This is a genomic window from Pseudoalteromonas sp. Scap06, from assembly GCF_013394165.1.
Lineage (GTDB): Bacteria > Pseudomonadota > Gammaproteobacteria > Enterobacterales > Alteromonadaceae > Pseudoalteromonas.
The window spans coordinates 2,181,625-2,203,301 of the sequence record NZ_CP041330.1; the positions used below are offsets into that span (position 1 = coordinate 2,181,625).

General features: G+C 40.7%; 22 protein-coding genes. 13 read left to right on the top strand and 9 right to left on the bottom strand.

Annotation, left to right across the window (positions count from 1 at the left end; genetic code table 11):
- The first annotated feature begins 1 nt into the window (after position 1).
- Positions 2–886, top strand: a complete 885-nt coding sequence (gene corC / locus FLM47_RS10115; protein ID WP_010388331.1) for a CNNM family magnesium/cobalt transport protein CorC — start codon at positions 2–4, stop codon at positions 884–886.
- On the top strand, positions 867–2,417 hold the full coding sequence (gene lnt, locus FLM47_RS10120; RefSeq protein WP_178956299.1) for an apolipoprotein N-acyltransferase: 1,551 nt from the start codon (positions 867–869) through the stop codon (positions 2,415–2,417). The genes corC and lnt overlap by 20 nt, the downstream gene beginning before the upstream one ends.
- Before the next feature lie 76 nt (positions 2,418–2,493).
- On the opposite strand, the gene FLM47_RS10125 is transcribed toward lnt, so the two are convergent.
- The 5 genes from FLM47_RS10125 to FLM47_RS10145 form a co-directional block, all read right to left on the bottom strand.
- Complete coding sequence (locus tag FLM47_RS10125) at positions 2,494–2,838, bottom strand: 2OG-Fe(II) oxygenase (protein WP_178956300.1); 345 nt, start codon at positions 2,836–2,838, stop codon at positions 2,494–2,496.
- Positions 2,839–2,871: 33 nt separating this feature from the next.
- Positions 2,872–3,324, bottom strand: coding sequence for an ATPase (locus FLM47_RS10130; RefSeq protein ID WP_178956301.1), 453 nt, complete (start codon positions 3,322–3,324; stop codon positions 2,872–2,874).
- A 17-nt stretch (positions 3,325–3,341) separates the two neighbouring features.
- Positions 3,342–3,626: a hypothetical protein gene (locus FLM47_RS18890; RefSeq protein ID WP_232735511.1), complete on the bottom strand. Its 285-nt coding sequence runs from the start codon at positions 3,624–3,626 to the stop codon at positions 3,342–3,344.
- Positions 3,627–3,965: 339 nt separating this feature from the next.
- The gene (locus FLM47_RS10140; protein WP_178956303.1) at positions 3,966–4,817 is read right to left on the bottom strand and encodes an alpha/beta hydrolase; all 852 of its coding nucleotides are present in this window, start codon (positions 4,815–4,817) and stop codon (positions 3,966–3,968) included.
- Between the two features lie 25 nt (positions 4,818–4,842).
- Positions 4,843–5,853 carry an RDD family protein gene (locus tag FLM47_RS10145; RefSeq protein ID WP_178956304.1) on the bottom strand — a complete coding sequence of 337 codons (1,011 nt, stop codon included), beginning with the start codon at positions 5,851–5,853 and terminating at the stop codon, positions 4,843–4,845.
- Positions 5,854–6,039: 186 nt separating this feature from the next.
- Here FLM47_RS10145 and FLM47_RS10150 point away from each other — a divergent pair, with 186 nt between their 5' ends.
- Complete coding sequence (locus FLM47_RS10150; RefSeq protein ID WP_178956305.1) at positions 6,040–6,564, top strand: CIA30 family protein; 525 nt, start codon at positions 6,040–6,042, stop codon at positions 6,562–6,564.
- Positions 6,565–6,586: 22 nt separating this feature from the next.
- On the opposite strand, the gene FLM47_RS10155 is transcribed toward FLM47_RS10150, so the two are convergent.
- The 4 genes from FLM47_RS10155 to FLM47_RS10170 all read right to left on the bottom strand — a co-directional run bounded on the left by FLM47_RS10155 (position 6,587) and on the right by FLM47_RS10170 (position 10,677).
- Entirely contained in the window at positions 6,587–7,099 is a 513-nt protein-coding gene (locus FLM47_RS10155) for a hypothetical protein (protein ID WP_178956306.1), read from the bottom strand.
- A gap of 140 nt (positions 7,100–7,239) precedes the next feature.
- Positions 7,240–7,716, bottom strand: a complete 477-nt coding sequence (locus FLM47_RS10160) for an FKBP-type peptidyl-prolyl cis-trans isomerase (protein ID WP_036982055.1) — start codon at positions 7,714–7,716, stop codon at positions 7,240–7,242.
- Positions 7,713–10,142 (bottom strand): Lon protease family protein, encoded by a 2,430-nt coding sequence (locus tag FLM47_RS10165; protein ID WP_178956307.1) that lies wholly within the window; start codon positions 10,140–10,142, stop codon positions 7,713–7,715. The genes FLM47_RS10160 and FLM47_RS10165 overlap by 4 nt, the downstream gene beginning before the upstream one ends.
- A gap of 76 nt (positions 10,143–10,218) precedes the next feature.
- A complete protein-coding gene (locus tag FLM47_RS10170) occupies positions 10,219–10,677 on the bottom strand; it encodes a hypothetical protein (RefSeq protein WP_138604986.1) in 459 nt (152 codons plus the stop codon).
- A 185-nt stretch (positions 10,678–10,862) separates the two neighbouring features.
- On the opposite strand from FLM47_RS10170, the gene leuS reads away from it, so the two are divergent.
- The 10 genes from leuS to FLM47_RS10220 all read left to right on the top strand — a co-directional run bounded on the left by leuS (position 10,863) and on the right by FLM47_RS10220 (position 21,483).
- The gene (gene leuS, locus FLM47_RS10175) at positions 10,863–13,451 is read left to right on the top strand and encodes a leucine--tRNA ligase (protein WP_178956308.1); all 2,589 of its coding nucleotides are present in this window, start codon (positions 10,863–10,865) and stop codon (positions 13,449–13,451) included.
- 1 nt (position 13,452) lies between these two features.
- The gene (lptE, locus tag FLM47_RS10180) at positions 13,453–13,944 is read left to right on the top strand and encodes an LPS assembly lipoprotein LptE (RefSeq protein WP_178956309.1); all 492 of its coding nucleotides are present in this window, start codon (positions 13,453–13,455) and stop codon (positions 13,942–13,944) included.
- Entirely contained in the window at positions 13,944–14,984 is a 1,041-nt protein-coding gene (holA, locus tag FLM47_RS10185) for a DNA polymerase III subunit delta (RefSeq protein WP_178956310.1), read from the top strand. Before lptE ends, holA begins: the two co-directional genes overlap by 1 nt.
- A 12-nt stretch (positions 14,985–14,996) precedes the next feature.
- A complete protein-coding gene (gene nadD, locus FLM47_RS10190; RefSeq protein ID WP_178956311.1) occupies positions 14,997–15,626 on the top strand; it encodes a nicotinate-nucleotide adenylyltransferase in 630 nt (209 codons plus the stop codon).
- Between the two features lie 62 nt (positions 15,627–15,688).
- Positions 15,689–16,006: a ribosome silencing factor gene (rsfS, locus tag FLM47_RS10195; RefSeq protein ID WP_010388304.1), complete on the top strand. Its 318-nt coding sequence runs from the start codon at positions 15,689–15,691 to the stop codon at positions 16,004–16,006.
- Positions 16,007–16,043: 37 nt separating this feature from the next.
- On the top strand, positions 16,044–16,514 hold the full coding sequence (rlmH, locus tag FLM47_RS10200; RefSeq protein ID WP_002958522.1) for a 23S rRNA (pseudouridine(1915)-N(3))-methyltransferase RlmH: 471 nt from the start codon (positions 16,044–16,046) through the stop codon (positions 16,512–16,514).
- Positions 16,515–16,523: 9 nt separating this feature from the next.
- Positions 16,524–18,404, top strand: a complete 1,881-nt coding sequence (gene mrdA / locus FLM47_RS10205; RefSeq protein WP_178956312.1) for a penicillin-binding protein 2 — start codon at positions 16,524–16,526, stop codon at positions 18,402–18,404.
- On the top strand, positions 18,401–19,507 hold the full coding sequence (gene rodA, locus FLM47_RS10210; protein WP_178956313.1) for a rod shape-determining protein RodA: 1,107 nt from the start codon (positions 18,401–18,403) through the stop codon (positions 19,505–19,507). Before mrdA ends, rodA begins: the two co-directional genes overlap by 4 nt.
- Positions 19,507–20,268, top strand: a complete 762-nt coding sequence (locus FLM47_RS10215; RefSeq protein ID WP_178956314.1) for a septal ring lytic transglycosylase RlpA family protein — start codon at positions 19,507–19,509, stop codon at positions 20,266–20,268. Before rodA ends, FLM47_RS10215 begins: the two co-directional genes overlap by 1 nt.
- A gap of 54 nt (positions 20,269–20,322) precedes the next feature.
- Positions 20,323–21,483 (top strand): serine hydrolase, encoded by a 1,161-nt coding sequence (locus FLM47_RS10220; protein WP_008468004.1) that lies wholly within the window; start codon positions 20,323–20,325, stop codon positions 21,481–21,483.
- The last annotated feature ends 194 nt before the right edge of the window (positions 21,484–21,677 follow it).

Below are 21,677 nucleotides of genomic sequence, written 5' to 3' on the forward strand. Positions count from 1 at the left end.
AATGAGCGACGATAACTCGCAATCTAGCCAGGGTTCTTCTGGCAAAACTTGGCTGGGTCGTATAACCCAGATGTTGCAAGGGGAACCCCAGAATAGAGAAGAGCTGGTTGAGGTAATTGCCGATGCCCAAGAGCGGGATGTAATCGATCCTGAAACCAAAGAAATGATTGAAGGTGTGCTTGGCGTGTCTGAGCTCAAAGTGCGAGATATTATGATCCCGCGCTCACAAATGGTCACTTTGGAAATTGATAGCCCGCTTGAAGAGCACATACCTATGATGGTTGACTCTACCCACTCTCGTTTTCCGGTAGTGTGTGAAGATAAAGACCATGTAGAAGGGATTTTACTCGCAAAAGACTTATTACCTCTCATTTTAAATAAAGATGAGCATTTACCATCGCTACGTGACTATTTGCGCCCTGCCATGGTAGTGCCTGAAAGTAAACGGGTGGATACCCTGCTTAATGAATTTCGTCAGCAACGCTACCATATGGCAATTGTGATAGACGAATACGGCGGTGTATCGGGTTTAGTAACCATTGAAGATATTCTTGAGATCATTGTTGGCGAAATCGAAGATGAGCACGATGAAGAAGAAGAACAACAAGATATTCGACAACTGGCTAAACATGTTTACGTTGTGCAAGCACTGACCCCTGTAGATGACTTTAACGAGCATTTTAAATCAGGCTATAGCTCGCAAGATGCCGACACTATTGGTGGTACCGTGTTACACGCCTTTGGCCATATGCCGAGCCGTGGCGAAACCATCGATATAGAGGGATTTCAGTTTAAAGTAACCAATTCTGATAATCGTCGTATATTGCAACTGCAAGTCACCATTCCTAAGGCTGATGATAACGACAGTGAAGAAACTGCTAACTAGTCTCACCCTACTAGCAAAAGATAAAAAAGCATGGCTCGCACTGGTTGCGGGCCTTGTTTTAACTTTTAGCTACGCGCCTTTTGGTATTTGGCCGATTGTATTTTTTAGCATAGGCTCGCTATTTTTTTGTATTCCTGCAAACCTCAATGGAAAAGTACATGCTAAAACAGCGGCTAAATATGGCTTTATATTTGGCCTAGGCTGGTTTGGTGCAGGTATAAGTTGGGTACATGTTTCTATCGCCACCTTTGGCGGTATGCCACTTATCGCCTCAATTGCATTAATGGCACTGCTTTGTAGCTACCTTGCGTTATTTCCTGCGCTGGCGCTGTGGGCAACCACTCGCTTTTCAAACGGCTCTATAAGTTTTGCAGCGCTATTACTCCCTTGTTTTGCTATTAGTGAATATTTGCGTGCCAACCTGTTAACTGGTTTTCCTTGGTTAAGCTTTGGTTATACACAAACCGATAGCCCTCTGAATGCCCTTGCTCCTTTAATTGGTGAATTTGGGCTCACGCTATTATGTATTGCCATTGGCTTTGCATTGTACAGCTTAGCGCAAAAACAATTTAAAATGCCTGTTGTTACCGCTGCTGTGGTTTTGCTTGCCTTCGCAGGCGCACACTTTACAAAGGTAACCCATTACTCCGATAAAGACCTTTCTGTGCTGCTTGTACAAGGTAATATAAAACAACACTTGCGCTTTGACCCCAGTGAGTTTTGGACCACCATGAGTAAGTATCAGGATATGACGCGCCGTCATTGGGATGCCGATTTAATCGTGTGGCCTGAAGCTGCAGTGCCTGAGATAGAAGCGCTTGCCGATTCGTATTTAGCAGGCTTAGACAGTGCCGCCTCATTCAATAAAACTGCATTAGTGACCGGTATTGTCGATTACCAACGAGACACTAAAACCATTTTCAATACGCTAATTGTGGTCGGTAACAAAGAGCAAAATGATGAACACGGCCACTATCGTTACTTAGACAGTAACCGCTATCAAAAACATCAATTACTGCCGATTGGTGAGTTTGTTCCCTTTGAAGACATACTACGCCCCATAGCTCCGTTATTTGATTTGCCTATGTCATCGTTCTCTCGCGGTGATAAAGTGCAAAATAACTTACGTGCGAATGGCTTTAACCTACTGCCTGCTATTTGCTACGAAATAGTATTTGCCGATCTAGTGCGGGGTAATTATAAAAGCGACTCAGACATATTATTTACGGTGAGTAATGATGCTTGGTTTGGTGACTCAATAGGCCCCCATCAGCATATGCAAATTGCCCGCATGCGCGCCCTTGAACTACAACGTCCACTAGTGCGTGTTACCAATAACGGCATAAGCGGTGTATACGACCCCATAAGCCAAACACGCCAAACTATGCCACAGTTTGAAGCTACCACACTCAAAGCCAATATAAAGCTCATACAAGGGGATAGCGTGTATAGCCAATACGGCAATGGGTTTGTATGGGGAGTTATATTGTTATTGGGTATGATTGGATTTGGGGCTAGGTTTAAGAAGTAAATTAGAGCTTTTAGCTATCAGCAACAGAAGATGATTTTTGTTGGGCTTAGCTTTGCAAAGCCCAACCTAAAAAAATTTAATTTTTAATCCAGCCTATGCTTAAAATATAACGACTGCCCTTTTCTATTTTTGATACTTGGTGCTGTTCTATATCAGGCCTGAACAGCTTAACTCGGTGGTAATTTATAATTGGGTTGTCACAAATAAACTCACCACCCTTGGCGGCATGTTTTAATATAATATTGAGCCTAAAGTGCCGACCAGTTTTAACGTTATCGATATGCGGTTTTATTTCACTCCCTTGTGGAAATTTAATCAAATAAACATCAAACTTAAAAGGAGCAAAAATACGACAGAGCAGCATCTTGTCGTAACCTGATCTTTGTCGCCCACGCTCCCAACTAAATAGCTTATTTAGCATCTACACTTAACTCTAAAAAAATTGAATACATGCCTAAAACCACTTAATTTTAAGCTTTGTCGAGTGAACTTTACTTGCTTGTGATCTAAATAAATTGCACTTAATGTCAACATAGCTAACTTCGCTAGGTTCTAAGAAGCTGTCTGTGCTTTTGCCTACACAATTACCAATAAACTTGCCACTTTCGTCAAATGTAGAAGCAATAACGGTTCCCGTATAAATGCTCTCGTTAGTAATATTTTTTAATTCAGCTGCGATTCTTACTTGACCATTTTCTTTGTATATTTCAGAAAGAGTTAGATTATAGTCATTGTTAAATTCATCACTTGTTTCTAATGCTTTACTAGAAACCATTGTTTTAAATCCACTGTCAACATCAGCGGCAATTGTCAGGGCGAATGCACTAATACCGCCAAGCATTGCTATTACAAACCCAACTCCCCAAAAAAAGCCTTTTATGCTCTCATTAAAATTATTACTTTTCATTTAATTCCCTTTGGTTTTTACCATTGTATTTCGTTAACAAGATAGCCAAAGTAACTTTTTTCACCGGCTAAATTTATTTTTTTGTTTTTAAGTGTTTGTAGCTCGTCCGTATCTAAGTACCATCTAAACGAATGCTCTTCACCAGTGGATAAATCAGCAATGTTTAATGTTATACATTGCTGCTGATCATTTATAATACATGTAGTTACATCAGTTAAAAAATATTCTTCAGACCACAGTTCGCCTAAATTATTTTCAGCATAATACATAATGGGAACTACGCTAAATTTCCACAGCGCCATATAGATCAAACAAGGGTACATTACTATCAAAAATCCTTTTACTAGCCTGCTACCTTTAAAAAAGTGACGAGTTATTAAATAATTAAAGTTGTGATCACACCTATACTTTTTAAATAATGTATATATTACTGCCATGGTTAATATAGGTAGCACTACTAGCTCTATAAAATGTAATCGCTCATTAGCAATAAGAGCAGGATCGTTAAACTCGTACCATCCAATGAGCAATACTAAATAGCTCATTAGTACGAATATAATTAATAGATATAAAAAACTTTTATGAAACTCTTTGTGCTTTATGTTTAGCAATTAAACTCCCATTCAACTTCAATGATAAAATTATCTTTTAAGTATACTTTTTAACCCATAATACCAACTAAGTGCAGCGACTGTGCCATGAGTTTCATCTTCAAAGTAACGTTGATTTATATTTAAATTATCGCTCGAGTGCGCTTTTAGCTTTTCAACAAATGCTAAGCCCCATTGATAATTTGTTTTACCAATCTCACCAAACGCTTCGCCGTTATTTGCAAAGGTAAAATACACATTACCGTTAAGCTGCTTGTTTACAAATTGCTTCTTATCAAAATATCGATTGAGGTAGTTATTATCCCAAAGGTAAGTTGCATCAATTATTAAGTAGTCTGTAAATAGCGCATGATTGGTAAGCAATACATAGTTTGCAAACAAGCCACCAAAAGACTCGCCAATTAATACGCGTTTAGTTGATGTTCGGTAATTTTTATTAATGAGTGGAATAAGTTCTTTTTCGAAAAAGACGCTGTAGTTCGCGGCGTTACCAATATTTTCAAACCTTTCTAGGAGTTTACCGTTAAATGTCCAATCGACATTGGTTGGGGTAAAGTCACGTTCTCTTATCGCATTTTTACTATTTGGAATGGCTACTATAATTGCTTGTTGTATTTGCTGCTCTAGCCGTTCTGTACTAAGTGCCTCTACTAGCCCGGCGACAGCTTTCAGCTGTGTTTGGTCACCATCGAGCAAATAAATAACTGGATATTCTTTATCAGGGTTTTCATTATAGCTTGGCGGTAAATAAACGCTGAAGCTGCGTTGCTCATCTAAAATAACAGACTTAAGCTGATGCGCTTTTGCTAATATAATATCTTCTGACGCATACGAAACCGTAATAAAATACAGATTAACAAATACAATTAATAAAGCTTTCATAACCATCCTTGTAATAAGAGCAAAGTTAACTTTTAACAGTCTCTTCTATAGTTTGCACATTTACAACTTGGTTCACATTCCCTTGAATAACTACCGTGGCTGATATTTTATCTTGAATGGCTTGCCTGTTTGGATCCCAGTAAACTTGTAAAAAACCTAACAAGCCAGTGGCAAAACCTGCACCGTAACCACCGTAGCGGCCAAAACAATCAAGTAAACCCAGCGGTTCACCACTTAATGCAACCACTCTGGTGTTACAGAGCTTTTTACCAGGGGTTTGACCGCGCCATAATAAAGAAAACAGTGTGAAGTACACAGCCGCCCAGCCAAAACCCAAACCTAAATCTTGAATAATACCTTTGCCCCACTGCAAAATACTGTGTGTGGTTGTTTGTGCGGGTTTATCTTCTGTTAACTGCGCAAGCTTTAATCCGTTATTTTCACCAAGCACTAATAATTGTAAAAATGCTTTTGCAAGTTGTGGGTTTTGTAGGTCGTCCATTTCGGCTAATTTGGGTACTTGCCCAATCAAATTATCAAGTGCATTTTGTTGACAAGATTGCTCACAGCTTTCGTCGTCTGTTTGCACTAAGTAGGCATTTACCTGCTTTTTTTCTGTGGAAGTAAGCTGAATGTCATCCTGTATTTTTAAGCCTTGAACAGTTAAGCCTTGAGCAGAGTCATCGCCTTCTAAGTAATCTATGCCAATTGAAAGCACAGCAAGAGCGCTTACAAATAAAATACTTGCTGCTACTATTTTTAATATTCTTCGCCACACACTCGAAATTTTAGGAAGGTATTGCTGCGCCGTTCCTTTGTAAAACGCCATCGCAGCAACGAATGCAATAATAGTTGCACTGAGCTTTGCAGCTAAGAATATTAATGCAACATCTATAATCATAGCTAATACGCGCCGAGTCGGCGAAGCCAAAGGCAAGCCAAGTAAAGCATTATCAACCTTAAAGGCATACGGCGTGATCACTTCTCGAGTTTCGGCTTTAGATAACGCTAATTGTTCTAATTCTTGTGCTTTCATTATTATACTTGTTATTAAAATAGGTAACGCGGTTAAATTACGCGCTTTTTAATTTTTGCTCAAGCGAATAAAATGGATAACGAGAGTTAATATTAAAAATAGCCGCTAGGTGTAGATTAATTCTTAAAAGAGTGAACAATTAATCTACTGTATCGTATTAAATATAAAAGCTACTAGGAAGAGCTCATGACCGCCAAACAACTCTCATCACTTTTTGTTTTTAACTTACTGTTTGCCACCACCGAGGCAAATGCCAATGCTCGCTGGTATGTAGTGAATGATTCGGTGATGGGTGGCATTTCTAATAGTCAGGTTTTGTATGAAAACGACAATTTAGTGTTTACAGGCAACTTATCGCTTGCAAACAATGGCGGGTTTGCTTCTATTCGAACGCTATTGGATGTACAAAGCCAAGACATCACTAAAATTATGCTACGTGTTAAGGGCGATGGTCAAACCTACCAACTACGTTTAAGAACTAATGAGTACATGGATGGGGCGGCTTATACACGTTCGTTCAGTACCACGAAGAGTGAGTGGCTTAATATTGAGTTTTTACCTGAAGATTTTCAGCTTACTTATCGCGGCCGCTTACTTGAACAACAGCCTACAATTAGCTTTAAAGAGATAAAGCAGCTTGGCTTTATGATTGCAGGTAAACAGGCGGGGAAATTTAGGCTTGAAATAGGAAAAATTGAGTTTAAAAACTAACTTCTCTGTGTACATTACAAGGTTAAACAGTGAAGTCGTCGCCTCGCCTTTTCATTTCGTTGATTACTAGCTCAATAATTTGTTGTTTTATTGCTGCCTGCTGAGACTTCACCTCACTAAGTTGCAGCTGCAATCTATTTATCTCTTCTTGTTGTTGCTCGGTTTTATATTTTTTAGCCCCGATATGCTCAGTATCCATAGTTAAGCGACTCTCGCCTTCAGCTGGCCCATATTGGCTATTATCTATGGTTAAACTACGTTGTACCGTGCTCTGCTTAAGCTTATTTACTTGCTCTTGTAATGCAACTACTTGCTGGGTGAAATATTTATATGCCTTTTCTAAATTTTGATATTGCTCAGCAAATGTTGCGTTATCTTCGCTGTATTTTTGAACCTTTGCATCTAAAAACTCTGATAAAACATAGTCAGGTTGTTCTTGTGATTCATCATCTTTAGGTTGCGGCTCTGTTTCTACTAAAGCCTGATTGTTATAATTAGATGCTTGATATTGAATTGAGGCGGTTGAAATCTTCATTATTTTATCCCTAAAATGAATTTGTCACTATTTTAGGTATCGACTGATATTTTAAATTCTTGAGTAGGATTGACTGATAAGAGCAAATAAAAAAGCCCTACTTGATTAAAGCAGGGCTTAAAGTATTTTTTACCTTAAAATTACGACTCTATAGCCAGTAACTCCACCTCAAAAATAAGCAATGATGCAGGAGGAATACTCCCTACTCGCTTTTCACCATAGGCGAGCTGATGCGGTATATAAAACTGAAATTTATCCCCCGGGCTCATCAGTTGTAGGCCTTCTGTCCAACCTTTTATAACTTGGTGCAAACCAAAGCTAATCGGAGTTTTGCGCTCCACTGAGCTGTCAAATACAGTGCCGTCGATTAAAGTGCCATGATAATGCACTTTAACCATACTCGTTGGGCTAGGTGTATTTTCGCTCTGTCCTTTATGGATTATTTTATATTGCAAGCCAGATGCGGTTTCATTTACGCCTTCAGTTTTTGCATTGGCAATTAAATAATCACTTTCAATCTGTGCGTTTGCGATTGCTTGTTGTTTGGCTTTTTTACTGTTTTTAAAAATTAAAACGCAAAAAATAGCGATAACAATCAGTAAAATTATATTGATCATAACTCCCCTTTTTCATCTTCTGAGTCGTGGTCTTTTTCGTCGCTGTTATCGCCATTAACAATATCAGCAATGTCTTTTAATCGCGCTAATGCGATGCCATTAACCGAATCTTCTGGGTAGTGTTCATCAACCATATCACCCGCTTCAATATCCATTAATAAGTTTAATGCTTGGTCAACGGTTTCCACAGCATAAATATTAAACTTACCTAACTCAACGGCATTGAGTATTTCGTCATCAAGCACCAAATTAACTTGGTTCGATTTAGGAATAATAACCCCTTGCTCACCCGTTAAGCCGCGCATTTTACATAGCTTAAAGAAACCTTCTATTTTCTCGTTTACACCACCAATGGCCTGCACATCACCATGCTGGTTAATTGAACCAGTTAGAGCAATAGACTGACTGATAGGTAAGCTCGTAATGGCCGAAATGAGCGCACAAAGTTCAGCAAGAGAGGCGCTATCACCATCTATGTAGCCATAACTTTGTTCAATAGCAATATTCGCACTGAGTGTTAAGCTAAAGTGTTGCGCGTATTTGTTACCTAAATAACCGGTAAGCAGCATTACCCCTTTTGAGTGAATTGCTTTACCCAGCTCAGCTTCGCGTTCCACATCAATTACGCCGTCAGCACCAGCATAAACGGTAGCAGTAATACGTGCAGGTGTGCCAAATGAGGTGTCTCCAATGTGCAGTACAGTCAAACCATTTACCTTACCTACGGCTTGACCTTCAGTGGCTATTAAAGTGTGCCCTTCCTTTATATCGCTGAGCATGTTTTCGCTAATTTGCCCCGTACGGTACTGCTTGCCTTGTATGGCTTCGTCAATATGACGTGCATCAATCACCGTTAGCTTGTCTTGCTTAGCGTAAAAACTGGCCTCAGCCACAAGCTCTAACACATCAGCAAAACGTGCTGATAACTTATTATGGTGCTCTGCTTGGCGATAACTAAATTTAAGTAATCGTACCATTGCGGCTTCGTTTAACGTGCACTTTAATGTTTGCTCGCAGTAATCACTTACTTTAGTAATAAACTGATACTGCAGCTTATCGCTACTTGGTAAGTAATAATCAAAATCGGCAAGTACTCTAAATAACTCAGCAAATTCCTCGTCGTATTCACCGATGGTGTAATAAAGCTCACGTGAGCCAAGTAAAATAATTTTCACATCAAGCGGTATTAACTGCGGTCGAAGTGTAAAGCTACTACCAACGACACTGTCTTGATAAGGTAAGTCATTTTTAATTTGATGGGTTTTTAGCGACAGCTTTAGCCCATCCCACACTTGGGGTTGAGCCATTACTTTTTCAGCATCCATAATTAAATAGCCGCCATTGGCGCGGTGCAATGCACCTGGCTGAATTGAGCGATAGCTGGTAATTAACGACCCTTGCGATGTGGCGTATTCAATTTTGCCAAAAATATTACCAAAAGTTGGGTTTGGCTCGTAAACAACCGGTGCTGCATCGCCCTCTTTATATTCAACTAAAATATTAGGTGCAAAAAAGTCGGTAAGCATGCCTTTACGGTCAAAGTCTTCTTTGTTTTCTTCGCTTTCACCTTCATCATCAAGCCATTCGAGTACGGCATCAATAATTTCTACACGTATATCTTTTAAATAACGCAGTACACCAATATGGCTGGCATATTTATGTTCTAAATCTTTTAATAACGGTTTAGTGGCTTGCTCAGCGGTAGACTTTTTAAGATTGCGGAGCTTTTCTTTAGATTCACGTTTCCAGCGCGGTAACTCAATAAGCGCTTCGATGAGGGCATCTTCTAATTTTTCTATACGCTCAAAAAACATCTCGCGTAAATCATCTTCCAAATCAGAAAATTCATTATCGGTAAGTTGCTTGCCATCAATCAGCGGTGCAAAGCCGACTACGCCTTTTTCTTCAATTAGTGCCACACTTTGCTCAAGCGCGGCTATTTCTACCGCGGTAATTGCACCGTCGTAAGCATCGTTAAACTCGCGGTCTATCGATTTTTTCTTGCGCTGATAAGCTGGGTTATCAAATGCAGCAGGAAAGGTGTCGAGTACTTCATCAATAAATGAGTCAATATCATCGGCTAATTGTTTGCTTTGCCCTGCATGCATAAATAACGCAATAGGCTCACGGTGATCGTCGTAGTTATTAACATACAGCCATTCATGCGGTGTTGTGCGCTCTTTAGCGTGTTGTTTTAATTTGTCTTTTACTAAGGTAAAACGCCCGTGTGCCGCCTCTCCCATTACGTAAACATTATAACCAGGTAGGTCCATTCCTAAAGAGAAGTCCAATGCACTTTGCGCACGTTGTTGGCCTATAAAGGTAAGTTGCTCAGGGTATGGATTGCTCATGCAAGTGTTTACATGGCTCGAAGAAATACTCGGTGCAAGATTTGATACGGATAGTGGCAGCAGTTTTTTCGTCATTCTAACTTCTTTTTTTACCAGCTTAATTGCTAGATTTGGGCATATTGAGTGGCTTACAGCCACTCAATACTTATATTTAGGGTTGTAAAGCCTGGCGGCTAAAATAGATGCCATCACACTGCGTGCAAGGAATAATTTGCGTTGCATGGTAAACATCATAACTATGGTTGCAATTCTTACATACTAATGTGCCCATGGCTATCCATTCACCTGCGTGATAAACACCATTGTGCTTAAAATCTTCACTTAATGACTGCCATTCAAGCTGTGTTTTGTCTTCAATATGAGAAAGCTCAAACCACAATGACTCTTTAAGCTCCTGCCATGCAAGCGAATTATAGTAGCTATTATTTTCTTGTAGGTGAGAAATGTCACGCATTAAGTAATTACGATAAAGCTGGTATTTTTCTTCACCTAAATCTTTAAGTGCCTGCTCAGATTCAATAAATCGCTTTACTGCGGCTTTAACTTCATGCTCTTTCACATCTTTTAACCAATCGGATAAATCACTAAGCCATGTTCTGTAATCTGCCATTTTATACTCCTTCAAAACGTCTACTGATTTACTCTATACCATAGATAAGTATAGGTTAACCTGTACTGAAAACTAATTTACTCGCAATTTTACAAAAAGCGCCGCTTTGACGCTGTGAATAGCGCTTTATTTGGGGTATCCTATCGACAATTTTTTATTAGTATGCAAGAAGTTTGGAAACGTAAATGCAAGAGCAATATAACCCACAAGACATAGAGTCAAAAGTCCAACGCTACTGGGAAGAAAACCAAGTATTTAAAGCCACAGAAGATGAGAGCAAAGAAAAATACTATTGTCTCTCAATGTTTCCCTACCCAAGTGGTCGACTGCATATGGGTCATGTGCGTAACTATACCATTGGTGACGTGGTTTCTCGCTTCCAGCGCTTGCAAGGCAAGAACGTAATGCAACCTATGGGTTGGGATGCGTTTGGTTTACCTGCAGAAAACGCGGCTATTAAAAATAAAACAGCCCCTGCAAAGTGGACTTACGAAAATATTGACTACATGCGTAACCAACTTAAGCAATTAGGTTTTGGCTACGATTGGGATCGCGAAATTGCAACCTGCCACCCAGAATATTACAAATGGGAACAATGGTTTTTCACTAAGCTTTACGAAAAAGGCCTAGTGTACAAAAAAATGTCAACGGTTAACTGGGATCCGGTCGATCAAACTGTACTAGCTAACGAGCAAGTAATTGACGGCCGCGGTTGGCGTTCAGGTGCGGTAGTGGAACAAAAAGAAATTCCACAGTGGTTTATTAAAATTACCGACTACGCACAAGAGCTATTAGACGATTTAGACAAATTAGAAGACTGGCCTGAACAAGTTAAAACCATGCAGCGCAACTGGATTGGTCGTTCTGAAGGCTTAGACATAGAATTTACGCGTACCGATAGCAACGAAAAATTTAGCGTATACACTACACGCCCAGATACATTTATGGGCGTAACATACCTAGCCGTTGCTGGTGGCCACCCTATTGCACAAGAAGCGGCTAAAAATAGCGACGCGATTGCAATGTTTGTTGAAGAATGCAAAAACACCAAAGTTGCTGAAGCAGACATGGCAACCATGGAGAAAAAAGGTATTGCAACAGGCTTTTACGCCACTCACCCATTAACGGGCGAGCAGCTACCAATTTGGGTTGCTAACTTTGTATTAATGCATTACGGCTCAGGTGCGGTAATGGCAGTACCTGCGCACGACCAACGTGACTTTGAATTTGCAACAGCTTACGGCCTAGATATTAAACAAGTTATTGCGCCAGTTGAAGGCTCTGAGCTTGAAGTAAACCTAGCTCAAGAAGCATTCACCGAAAAAGGGGTATTAGTAAACTCAGGTGAATTTGATGGCCTTGATTTTGAAAACGCCTTTAATGCTGTTGCCGACAAGCTAGAAGCATTAGGTGTGGGAGAGCGTAAAGTAAACTTCCGTCTACGCGATTGGGGTGTAAGCCGTCAGCGTTACTGGGGTTCGCCAATTCCAATGCTGAGTGATGAGAATGGTAATGAGCTTGCTGCCACTGAAGATATGCTACCAGTGCGTTTACCAGAAGATGTGGTAATGAATGGCGTTACCTCACCAATTAAAGCGGACCCAGAATGGGCTAAAACAACTGTAAATGGTGTACCAGCCACTCATGAAACTGATACTTTTGACACCTTTATGGAGTCATCATGGTATTACGCTCGCTACTGTAGCCCGCGCCATGACGAGGGTATGTTAGATCCAGCAGCCGCTAACTATTGGTTACCAGTAAACCAATACATTGGTGGTATTGAGCACGCAATTTTACACTTATTGTACTCGCGCTTTTTCCATAAATTACTACGTGACTTTGGTTTAGTAAATTCAGACGAGCCATTCGACCGCTTACTTTGTCAAGGTATGGTACTTGCCGAAACATTTTATCGTAAAGATGAAAAAGGCGGCGATGTATGGATTTCGCCAAGTGATGTAAATACCGAAACCGACGACAAAGGCCGTGTAACCAAGGCATGGCACGTCGATGATGGTGAACCTGTGTTCTCATCTGGCATGAGCAAAATGTCTAAGTCGAAAAATAACGGCATAGACCCACAAGAAGTAATTGCTCAATACGGTGCAGATACCGTGCGTTTATTTATGATGTTTACTGCACCACCGGAGCAAACGCTTGAATGGTCAGATTCAGGGGTTGAAGGCGCACACCGTTTCTTAAAACGTGTATGGAAATACGCGGTAGATGTTAAAACGGTTGGCTTCCAAGCACTTGATAAATCGTCGCTTACTAACCCACAAAAAGTACTTCGCCGTGAGCTACATAAAGCCATTGCAAAAGTGAGCGATGATGTTGAACGTCGTCAAACATTCAACACTGCGATTGCCGCAATCATGGAGCTGTCTAATAAGTTATTAAAAGCGCCATTAAACGACACTCAAGATGTTGCCATTGCTAACGAGGCATTAGAAGCATTACTTATTATGCTAGCACCAATAACACCGCATTTATCGCATCAGTTATGGCAAGAGCTAGGTAAAGAAGGTGATATTTTAGATGCAGCATGGCCAAAAGTTGACGAATCTGCCCTAGTTGAAGATGAAAAATTAATCATCGTACAAGTAAACGGTAAATTACGTGCAAAACTAACGGTTGCAGCTGATGCAACGCAAGAGCAAGTAGAAGCACTCGCGTTTGCAGAATCTAACGTCACTAAATTTACTGATGGTGCAACAATCCGCAAAGTAATTTATGTACCAGGTAAATTGCTTAACGTGGTAGCTAACTAATATGGCTACTTTAAATGCCATTAAAAACGGACTAGCCTTAGCGCTAGTCTGTTTTTTGTTATCGAGCTGTGGCTTTCACCTTAAAAAAGCATCAAGCCTACCCGATGATTTAAAACAGCTAACCTTGGTGGGTGATGATCAAAAATCAGCTTTGTTTAGCTATTTGCAAACAGAACTGACTATGAGCGATGTCACTTTACTCCCTGCTAGTAAACAGTCTGCGCAACTATATTTATTTAAAGAGCAGCTAGAGCGCCAAACCTTGTCGTTGTTTCAAAACGGACAAGTAGCTGAATATGAACTGGCATACAGTGTGAGTTATGTTGTAAAACGCCCAAAACAAGAAGCCATTGAAAAACGTTTTGAGCTTTACCGTAATTACCAAGATGATCCTGACAACGCACTAGCTAAAGCAAAAGAGCTTGAACTACTGATCAGCGAAATTCGCCAGCAAGCGAGTCGTCGAATTGTTAGAGAGTTGTCGCAACTATAATGCGTTGTTATGCAAATCAGCTGCCTAGCGAATTAAAAAAGGGGTTAAAACCTTTTTATTTGGTTTTTGGTGAAGAGCCTTTTCAAGAAGCGCAATGTGTACAGCTCATACGCGACAGCGCAAAAGCGCAAGGCTTTGATGAAGTAATTAAATTCACTTTAGCCCAAGGCTTTGATTGGCAGGAAATCATAGCGCAATACCAAAGTATGTCGTTATTTAGTGCGCGTACAATTATTGAGCTTGACTTAAACCAGCAAAAACCTGGTACACCCGGTGCTAACACCTTTAAAAAGGTTGTTGAACTTGAAAATCCTGACACCATTTTAATTGTTAAAGGCGCCAAAGCAAGCCAAGATGTGCAACGCGGTGCGTGGTTTAAAGCACTCGATAAGCAAGGGTTATTTGTACCCTGCTATCCGCTTAGTGGTAATCACTTAAAACGTTGGCTTGATGAACAATGCCAACGCTTGTCACTTAATTTACAAAACGAGGCTAAGCTCAGTTTAATTAATGCCACTGAAGGCAATTTACTGGCTTGTTTCCAAGAGCTTGAAAAGCTGTCACTAATACATGGTGACGCTCTCATTACCCAACAACTGGTAATGCAAGGGCTACTAAACCAATCTAAATTCGATATTTTTGATTTAAGTGATGCCCTGTTAAACGGCTATACTACACAAGCAATAAAAGTATTAAATAAGCTTGCCAGTGATAACACTGAAGTGGTGAGTATTTTATGGGCCATCAATAAAGATTTAAATACCTTAATCAGTGTACAACAAGGGTTATTGCAAGGTGAGTCATTAGCGACCCTGTTTAAACAAAAAGCGATTTGGAAAAATCAGCAAGTGCCGGTACAAACAGCGATAAACAGACTAAATATTCACACCCTTGAAAGTATTAGCAGTGAACTGGCATTATTTGATGCAAGCTACAAACAAGGTGTATTAATTGCCCCCTATCAAGCATTAGCACATATTTGTATTAAATTTTGCCAACCACTCGATATTCCACTGCCGTGTCATACTAACCGCCAGTAAAGGAAAAATACCATGATTGCAATTTTTGGTGGCACTTTTGACCCTGTTCATTTTGGGCACCTTAATATGGCGCAGCAATGCGTTGCGACCTTTAAATTACACTCACTCTATTTTATGCCCTGTGCAATACCCGCACACAAAGCGGCACCGGGGATCAGCACCGAGCATCGTATTGCAATGCTTAAAACCGCAATTAAACCATATTCGCAGTTTAAGCTTGATTTACGGGAGCTAAAACGTAGCGGCCCGTCGTATTCTTTATTAAGCTTGCAAGAACTAAGAGCAGAAAATCCCGATACCCCGATTCTATTTTTAATTGGTATGGACTCATTCAACAACCTTGATAAATGGTATCAGTGGCAAACAATAACGAGTCTATGCCATATAGTGGTGTATCAACGCCCAGGTCAAAACTGTGATGTACAAGGTGAACTTAAAAACTACAAACAGCAGGCTATGAACAACGATATTTCACTACTGAACGAAAAAAATGGCGGACACCTTTACTTTTTAGAAGGTAAGCAACTGGATGCCGCATCCAGCACTATCCGTCAAGCTCTTAAAAAAAGTATTAAAAAGAGTGAACTATTACCCGACACCGTGAGTCACTATATTGAGCAGCACCAGCTTTATCAAGAGTGATTGGTATAAACCCCTCAGCGTGTTAAAATAACCGCTATTAAATTTTAAATTGAGACAAAACCTTGGATTCGAAACAACTACTCGCTTTTGCACTAGACAAAATTGACGATATGAAAGCACGTGATGTGATTCAACTTGACGTAACTGGCACTTCAGACGTAACCGATTACATGATTGTATGTTCAGGCACATCAAGACGTCATGTATTGTCAATTGCTGATAACTTAGCAAAAGAAGCTCGTCACGCTGGTGAAGAGCCATTAGGCTACGAAGGCCAAAGCGATGGCGAATGGGCATTAGTTGATTTAGGTGATGTGATTGTTCACGTTATGCAAGATCAAGCACGTAGCTATTACGATCTAGAAAAGCTTTGGGGCTAATAGCTCCCTATTTTAGACAACGCTTGGAAGTAACGTCGTGAAAATACAAATGATTGCTGTTGGTACAAAAATGCCAGCATGGGTAGAAACAGGTTTTGCAGAATATCAGCGCCGCTTTCCCAAAGATATGGCACTGGAACTAATCGAAATACCTGCAGGTAAACGTGGCAAAAACGCAGATATAAAGCGTATTTTGCACATTGAAGGTGAAAAAACCTTAGCCGCCATACCTAAAGGCAATCGTATTGTCACACTAGAAGTAACCGGTAAAGCACTGGATACTCACCAGCTAGCGAAAAACATGGAAAAGTGGCAACTTGATGGTCGCGATGTCAGTTTACTGATTGGCGGACCAGAAGGCTTAGCTCCCGAGTGTATTGCGGCCTCTGAGCAAAAATGGTCGTTATCAAATTTAACGCTCCCACACCCTTTAGTACGCATTATTGTTGCTGAAAGCCTTTACAGAGGCTGGAGCTTAAATAACAACCACCCTTATCATCGCGAGTAGTTTCTTGCCATGCTAAAACGAAGACCCACTATTCGCGACCACTCAGCAGAAGCTAATTTATTTGCTCGGCGTGCATTTGTGGGTTTTATTTTTATCTTAGCCTTAGTAGCCATATTATTGTCTAACTTGTACACCATTCAAGTTGACGACCACCAAGATTACCAAACTCGCTCTAATGACAACCGCATAAAAGTAATCCCTATTGCACCTAATCGCGGACTTATTTACGACCGCAACGGTGTTTTACTGGCCGAAAATAAGCCCGTTTATAACCTTGAAGTGATCCCCGAAGAAGTTGATGATTTAACCGCCTCTTTGAAGTCTATCAGCAAAATTATTGAAATAACCGAGCAACAACAAGCTGATTTTCTTGATGATATAAAACATACTCGACGTTTTAAAAGCCAAGTCCTCAAAGCCCGTTTAAATGAAAACGAAGTAGCGATGTTTTCAGTAAACCAGCATAAATTCCCAGGGTTTAGCATTGAAGCGCGCCTAGCGAGATATTATCCCTTTGGCGATACCTTAACCCATGCATTAGGCTACGTTGCTAAGCTCAATAGAAAAGAGCTAAACAAACTTGAGCAACAAGGTGAAGCCACCAACTACAGAGCTACTCATGATATTGGCAAGCTAGGTATCGAAAAATATTACGAGCCGTTACTACATGGTCAGGTCGGCTCACAGCGAGTTGAGGTAAACAACCGTGGCCGTATTATTCGCACCTTAAACATGGAACCACCGCAGCCGGGGGATGATTTAGTACTTACTCTCGACATTGGTTTACAACAAATAGCCCAACATGCACTTAAAGATATGCGCGGCGCTATTGTGGTAATGGATGCAAAAGATGGCGGCGTTCTAGCGCTTTATTCAAACCCAAGTTATGACCCAAATTTATTTGTGCACGGTATTAGCAGCAAAGACTACAAAGCCCTACTTAATCCAGATCTCCCGCTTATAAACCGTACCACTCAAGGACGCTATGCACCAGCATCGACTATTAAGCCGCACATGGCTATTTTGGCATTAGAAGAAAATATAGTGCAAGAAACCACCACCATGTGGGATCCCGGTTTTTTTCAAATACCAAACGTAAAGCATAAATGGCGCGATTGGCGACGTTGGGGCCATGGCCATGTTGATGTTTACAAAGCCATAGAAGAGTCATGCGATACTTATTTTTATGATGCAGCGTACCGTATGGGGATCACTAAAATAAGTAACTTTATGGCCCGTTTTGGCTTTGGTGAACTTTCAGGTATTGATATACATGAAGAAGCAACCGCTATTTTACCCTCAAAAGAGTGGAAAGAAGATCGTTTTAAAGAGTCATGGTGGCGTGGCGATACTATTTCTGTCGGGATTGGCCAAGGTTATTGGACTGCCACCCCGATTCAAATAGCTAATGCGACAAATATTTTAGTTAACAGAGGGATAAATCATCCACCTCATTTAGTGCAAATAGCTAAAAAAGAAGACCAAATTACCCAGCTCAATAATGAAGAAAAGCCACCTGTTGTTCTTGATAACGAGGATCACTGGCGCATTGCTATTGATGCCATGCATAACACGGTTAAAAAGACTACCGGTACAGCACATCGTGCGTTTAAAGGGGCTACATACGACCCAGCAGGTAAAACCGGTACCGCCCAAGTGGTCAGTATTGCTCAAGGCGAGCGCTATGACGCCGATGCACTTAAAGAGCGCCAGCGTGATAACGCCATTTACGTCGGTTTTGCCCCATACGATAACCCTCAAATCGTTGTCTCTATTGTGGTAGAAAATACTGGGGGCGGCAGCTCAGTAGGTGCCCCAATTGCGCGCCAATTAATGGATTACTATTTTGCTGCTAACCCCATTCAATCATCAGGGAGTAAAGTTCCATGACGGCTTTACATGATAAGCGTTCTATTTGGCTGCGCTTGCATATTGATTTGCCGCTTTTTATTGCTTTATTACTAATGATGGCAGGCAGCATCACAATTGTTTACAGTGCCTCTGGCCAAGACTCTGCAATGATGATGCGCCACGGTACCCGTATGGCTGGTGCTATTATTGGTATGTTTGTGTTAGCACAAATCCCTCCAGCAACTTTAAAACGCTTAGTCATCCCTATGTATTGCTTAGGACTACTCATGCTGGTTGGAGTACTCCTATTTGGTGTGAGCTCCAAAGGTGCGCAACGCTGGTTAGATTTAGGCATCACCCGCTTTCAACCCTCAGAGCTGATGAAATTAGCGGTTCCTATGATGGTGGCTTGGTATATTGGCCGTAATCATTTACCCCCTCGAGCGCTGCATTTAGTGATTGGCTTTGCCATTGTTATGCTACCTACCCTACTTATTAAAGAACAGCCTGATTTGGGCACCTCAATTTTGATTGCCAGTTCGGGTGTATTTGTGTTGTTTTTATCTGGCTTGAGTTGGCGTTTAATTGGCTTTTTAAGCTCTGTTGTTGCCTTAGCGGCATGGCCATTTTGGCACTATGGTATGCACGATTATCAAAAACAGAGAGTGCTGACCTTTTTAGATCCAGAGAGCGATCCGCTTGGTTCTGGCTATCATATAATCCAATCAAAAATAGCGATTGGTTCAGGCGGTATAGAAGGCAAAGGCTGGTTGCAAGGCACACAATCACAACTAGAATTTTTACCTGAAAGACATACTGATTTTATTTTTTCAGTACTGAGTGAGGAGTTTGGCCTGTTCGGTGTGTGTGTTTTACTGAGCCTATACCTATTCATTATTGGTCGCGGACTTTATATTGCCGTTAATGCCCAAGATGCCTTTGGCAAGTTACTCGCGGGCTCACTCATTCTGACATTTTTCGTTTATATTTTTGTAAACATTGGTATGGTCTCGGGTTTATTACCTGTTGTAGGTGTTCCCTTACCATTAATTAGTTATGGCGGCACCTCAATGGTGACCTTGATGGCTGCATTTGGCATTATTATGTCGATTGCCACAGATAAAAGGATGCTCTTAAAATAATGCGCCTTTATAAACAACTTATAATTATTACACTCGTTAGCCTCTTTTTAAGTGCATGTAGCAGTTCAAATAGCCGTTACAGCATGCGCCATGATGCAGCGCCTCTTCGAGCACCAACTGAATTAGAAATGCAAGATGCTATTGTCACTAAAGTTATAAAAAGCGCGAGCACCACACGCCCTTACGAAGTGTTGGGCAAACGTTATACCCCTATGCTCGATGAAGCAGGTTATTCAGAAACGGGCATTGCCTCATGGTATGGCCGAAAATTTCATGGTTATCACACCTCTAACGGCGAAATTTACGATATGTTCGCTATGACGGCAGCTCACAAAACCTTGCCCTTACCGAGTTTTGTGCGCGTAACAAATACAGCCAATGGCCAATCTGTTATAGTACGGGTTAACGATCGCGGGCCTTTTCATGACGATAGAATCATTGATCTTTCTTATGCTGCAGCCTATAAACTTGGCTACCATAAATACGGTACAGCAAAGGTTAAGCTTGAAGCGATTACCCTTGCAGATACCCATGCACGAAAAACCTATGTTCAAGTAGCTGCAGGTAGTACGTTAGCCAACATAGAAGCATTGGCACACACACTACGAGAGCAATATAAATTACCAACAAATATCGTCGAAAAAGACGGTATTTATAGATTGCACTTAGGGCCGATAAAAGATGCCCAACACGCGCAACAAGTACTAGAAACATTAAAACAAAATCAATTTCAAAACGCGTTCTTGCTTTACACTCAGTAAGCCCTTTAGAATAGGGAGAATGCATATTTTTAACTTTAACCATTAATGAGTATGATGAAATCTATTAAACATAAAATTCTTACTGGTGTTTGCGGCTTAGTCTGTTCTGCCGCCGTCTTTTCAGCCACCGCACAAATTATTCCAGCCCCTCCTCAAGTTAATGCTAAAGGTTACTTTTTGGTGGACTTCACCACAGGTAAAGTGATTGCAGAAGGTGAAGCTGATACAAAACTTGCTCCTGCTAGCTTAACTAAAATGATGACTAGTTATGTAATTGGTACAGAAATAAATGCGGGTAATATCGCACCCACCGATATGGTAACTATCAGTGAAAAAGCGTGGGCAAAAAACTTTCCTGAATCATCTAAAATGTTCATTGAAGTGGGTAAGCAAGTAAGTGTAGATGAACTTAATCACGGTATTATTGTGCAATCAGGTAATGATGCCTGTGTTGCCATGGCTGAGCATATTGCAGGCAGCGAAAGTGCCTTTGCAGATTTAATGAATGCCCATGCTGAAAAGATAGGCATGACAAATACTCACTTTATTAATAGTCACGGTCTTGATACAGACGAGCACTACACAACGCCACGCGATATGGCCACACTTGGTGCAGCCTTAATCAGAGACGTGCCGGACGAATATGCACTATATAAAGAAAAGTCATTTACATACAATGGTATAAAGCAATATAACCGTAACTCGTTGTTATGGGATGAAAGCTTAGATGTAGATGGTATTAAAACAGGCCATACATCTGATGCGGGTTACAGCTTAGTAACCTCGGCAACGAAAAACGACATGCGTTTAATTGCGGTAGTTATGGGTACTTCAAGTGAGCGTGCGCGTAAAGTTGAAAGTAAAAAACTGCTTAACTACGGTTTCCGCTTTTTTGAAACAATTACGCCTTACAAAGCTGGCGATAGTTTTGCAGAGCAACGCATCTGGATGGGTAACAAAGAGAATGTCTCTTTAGGTATTTTAGAAGACACCCCTATTACAATCCCTCGTGGCCAACATAAAAACCTGAAAGCAAACTTTGAGCTTGACGATACGCTTGAAGCACCTTTAGCTAAAGGCACTAAAGTAGGCACGCTGTTTTTACAACTTGAAGGCGAAGATATTGCACAATATCCGCTAGTTACGCTTGAAGAAATACAAGAAGGTAGCTTCTTCAGCAAAATATATGACTACTTACGCTTACAAATAATGTAAGCACGAGTAAAGTAATATGAACGCCTCTTCTGTGAGGCGTTTTTTTTTGCTTGAAAAGTGCTAGAATGCGCCCCATATATACCAATCGTATTGAATGACTATCGTTGGCTTAGGTCAAAAGTAACATCATTTCAAGATTGTCATTAGCCTGTCAGTTTTAAGCTTAACGTATAAGTTAAGCCAACACTTTTGTT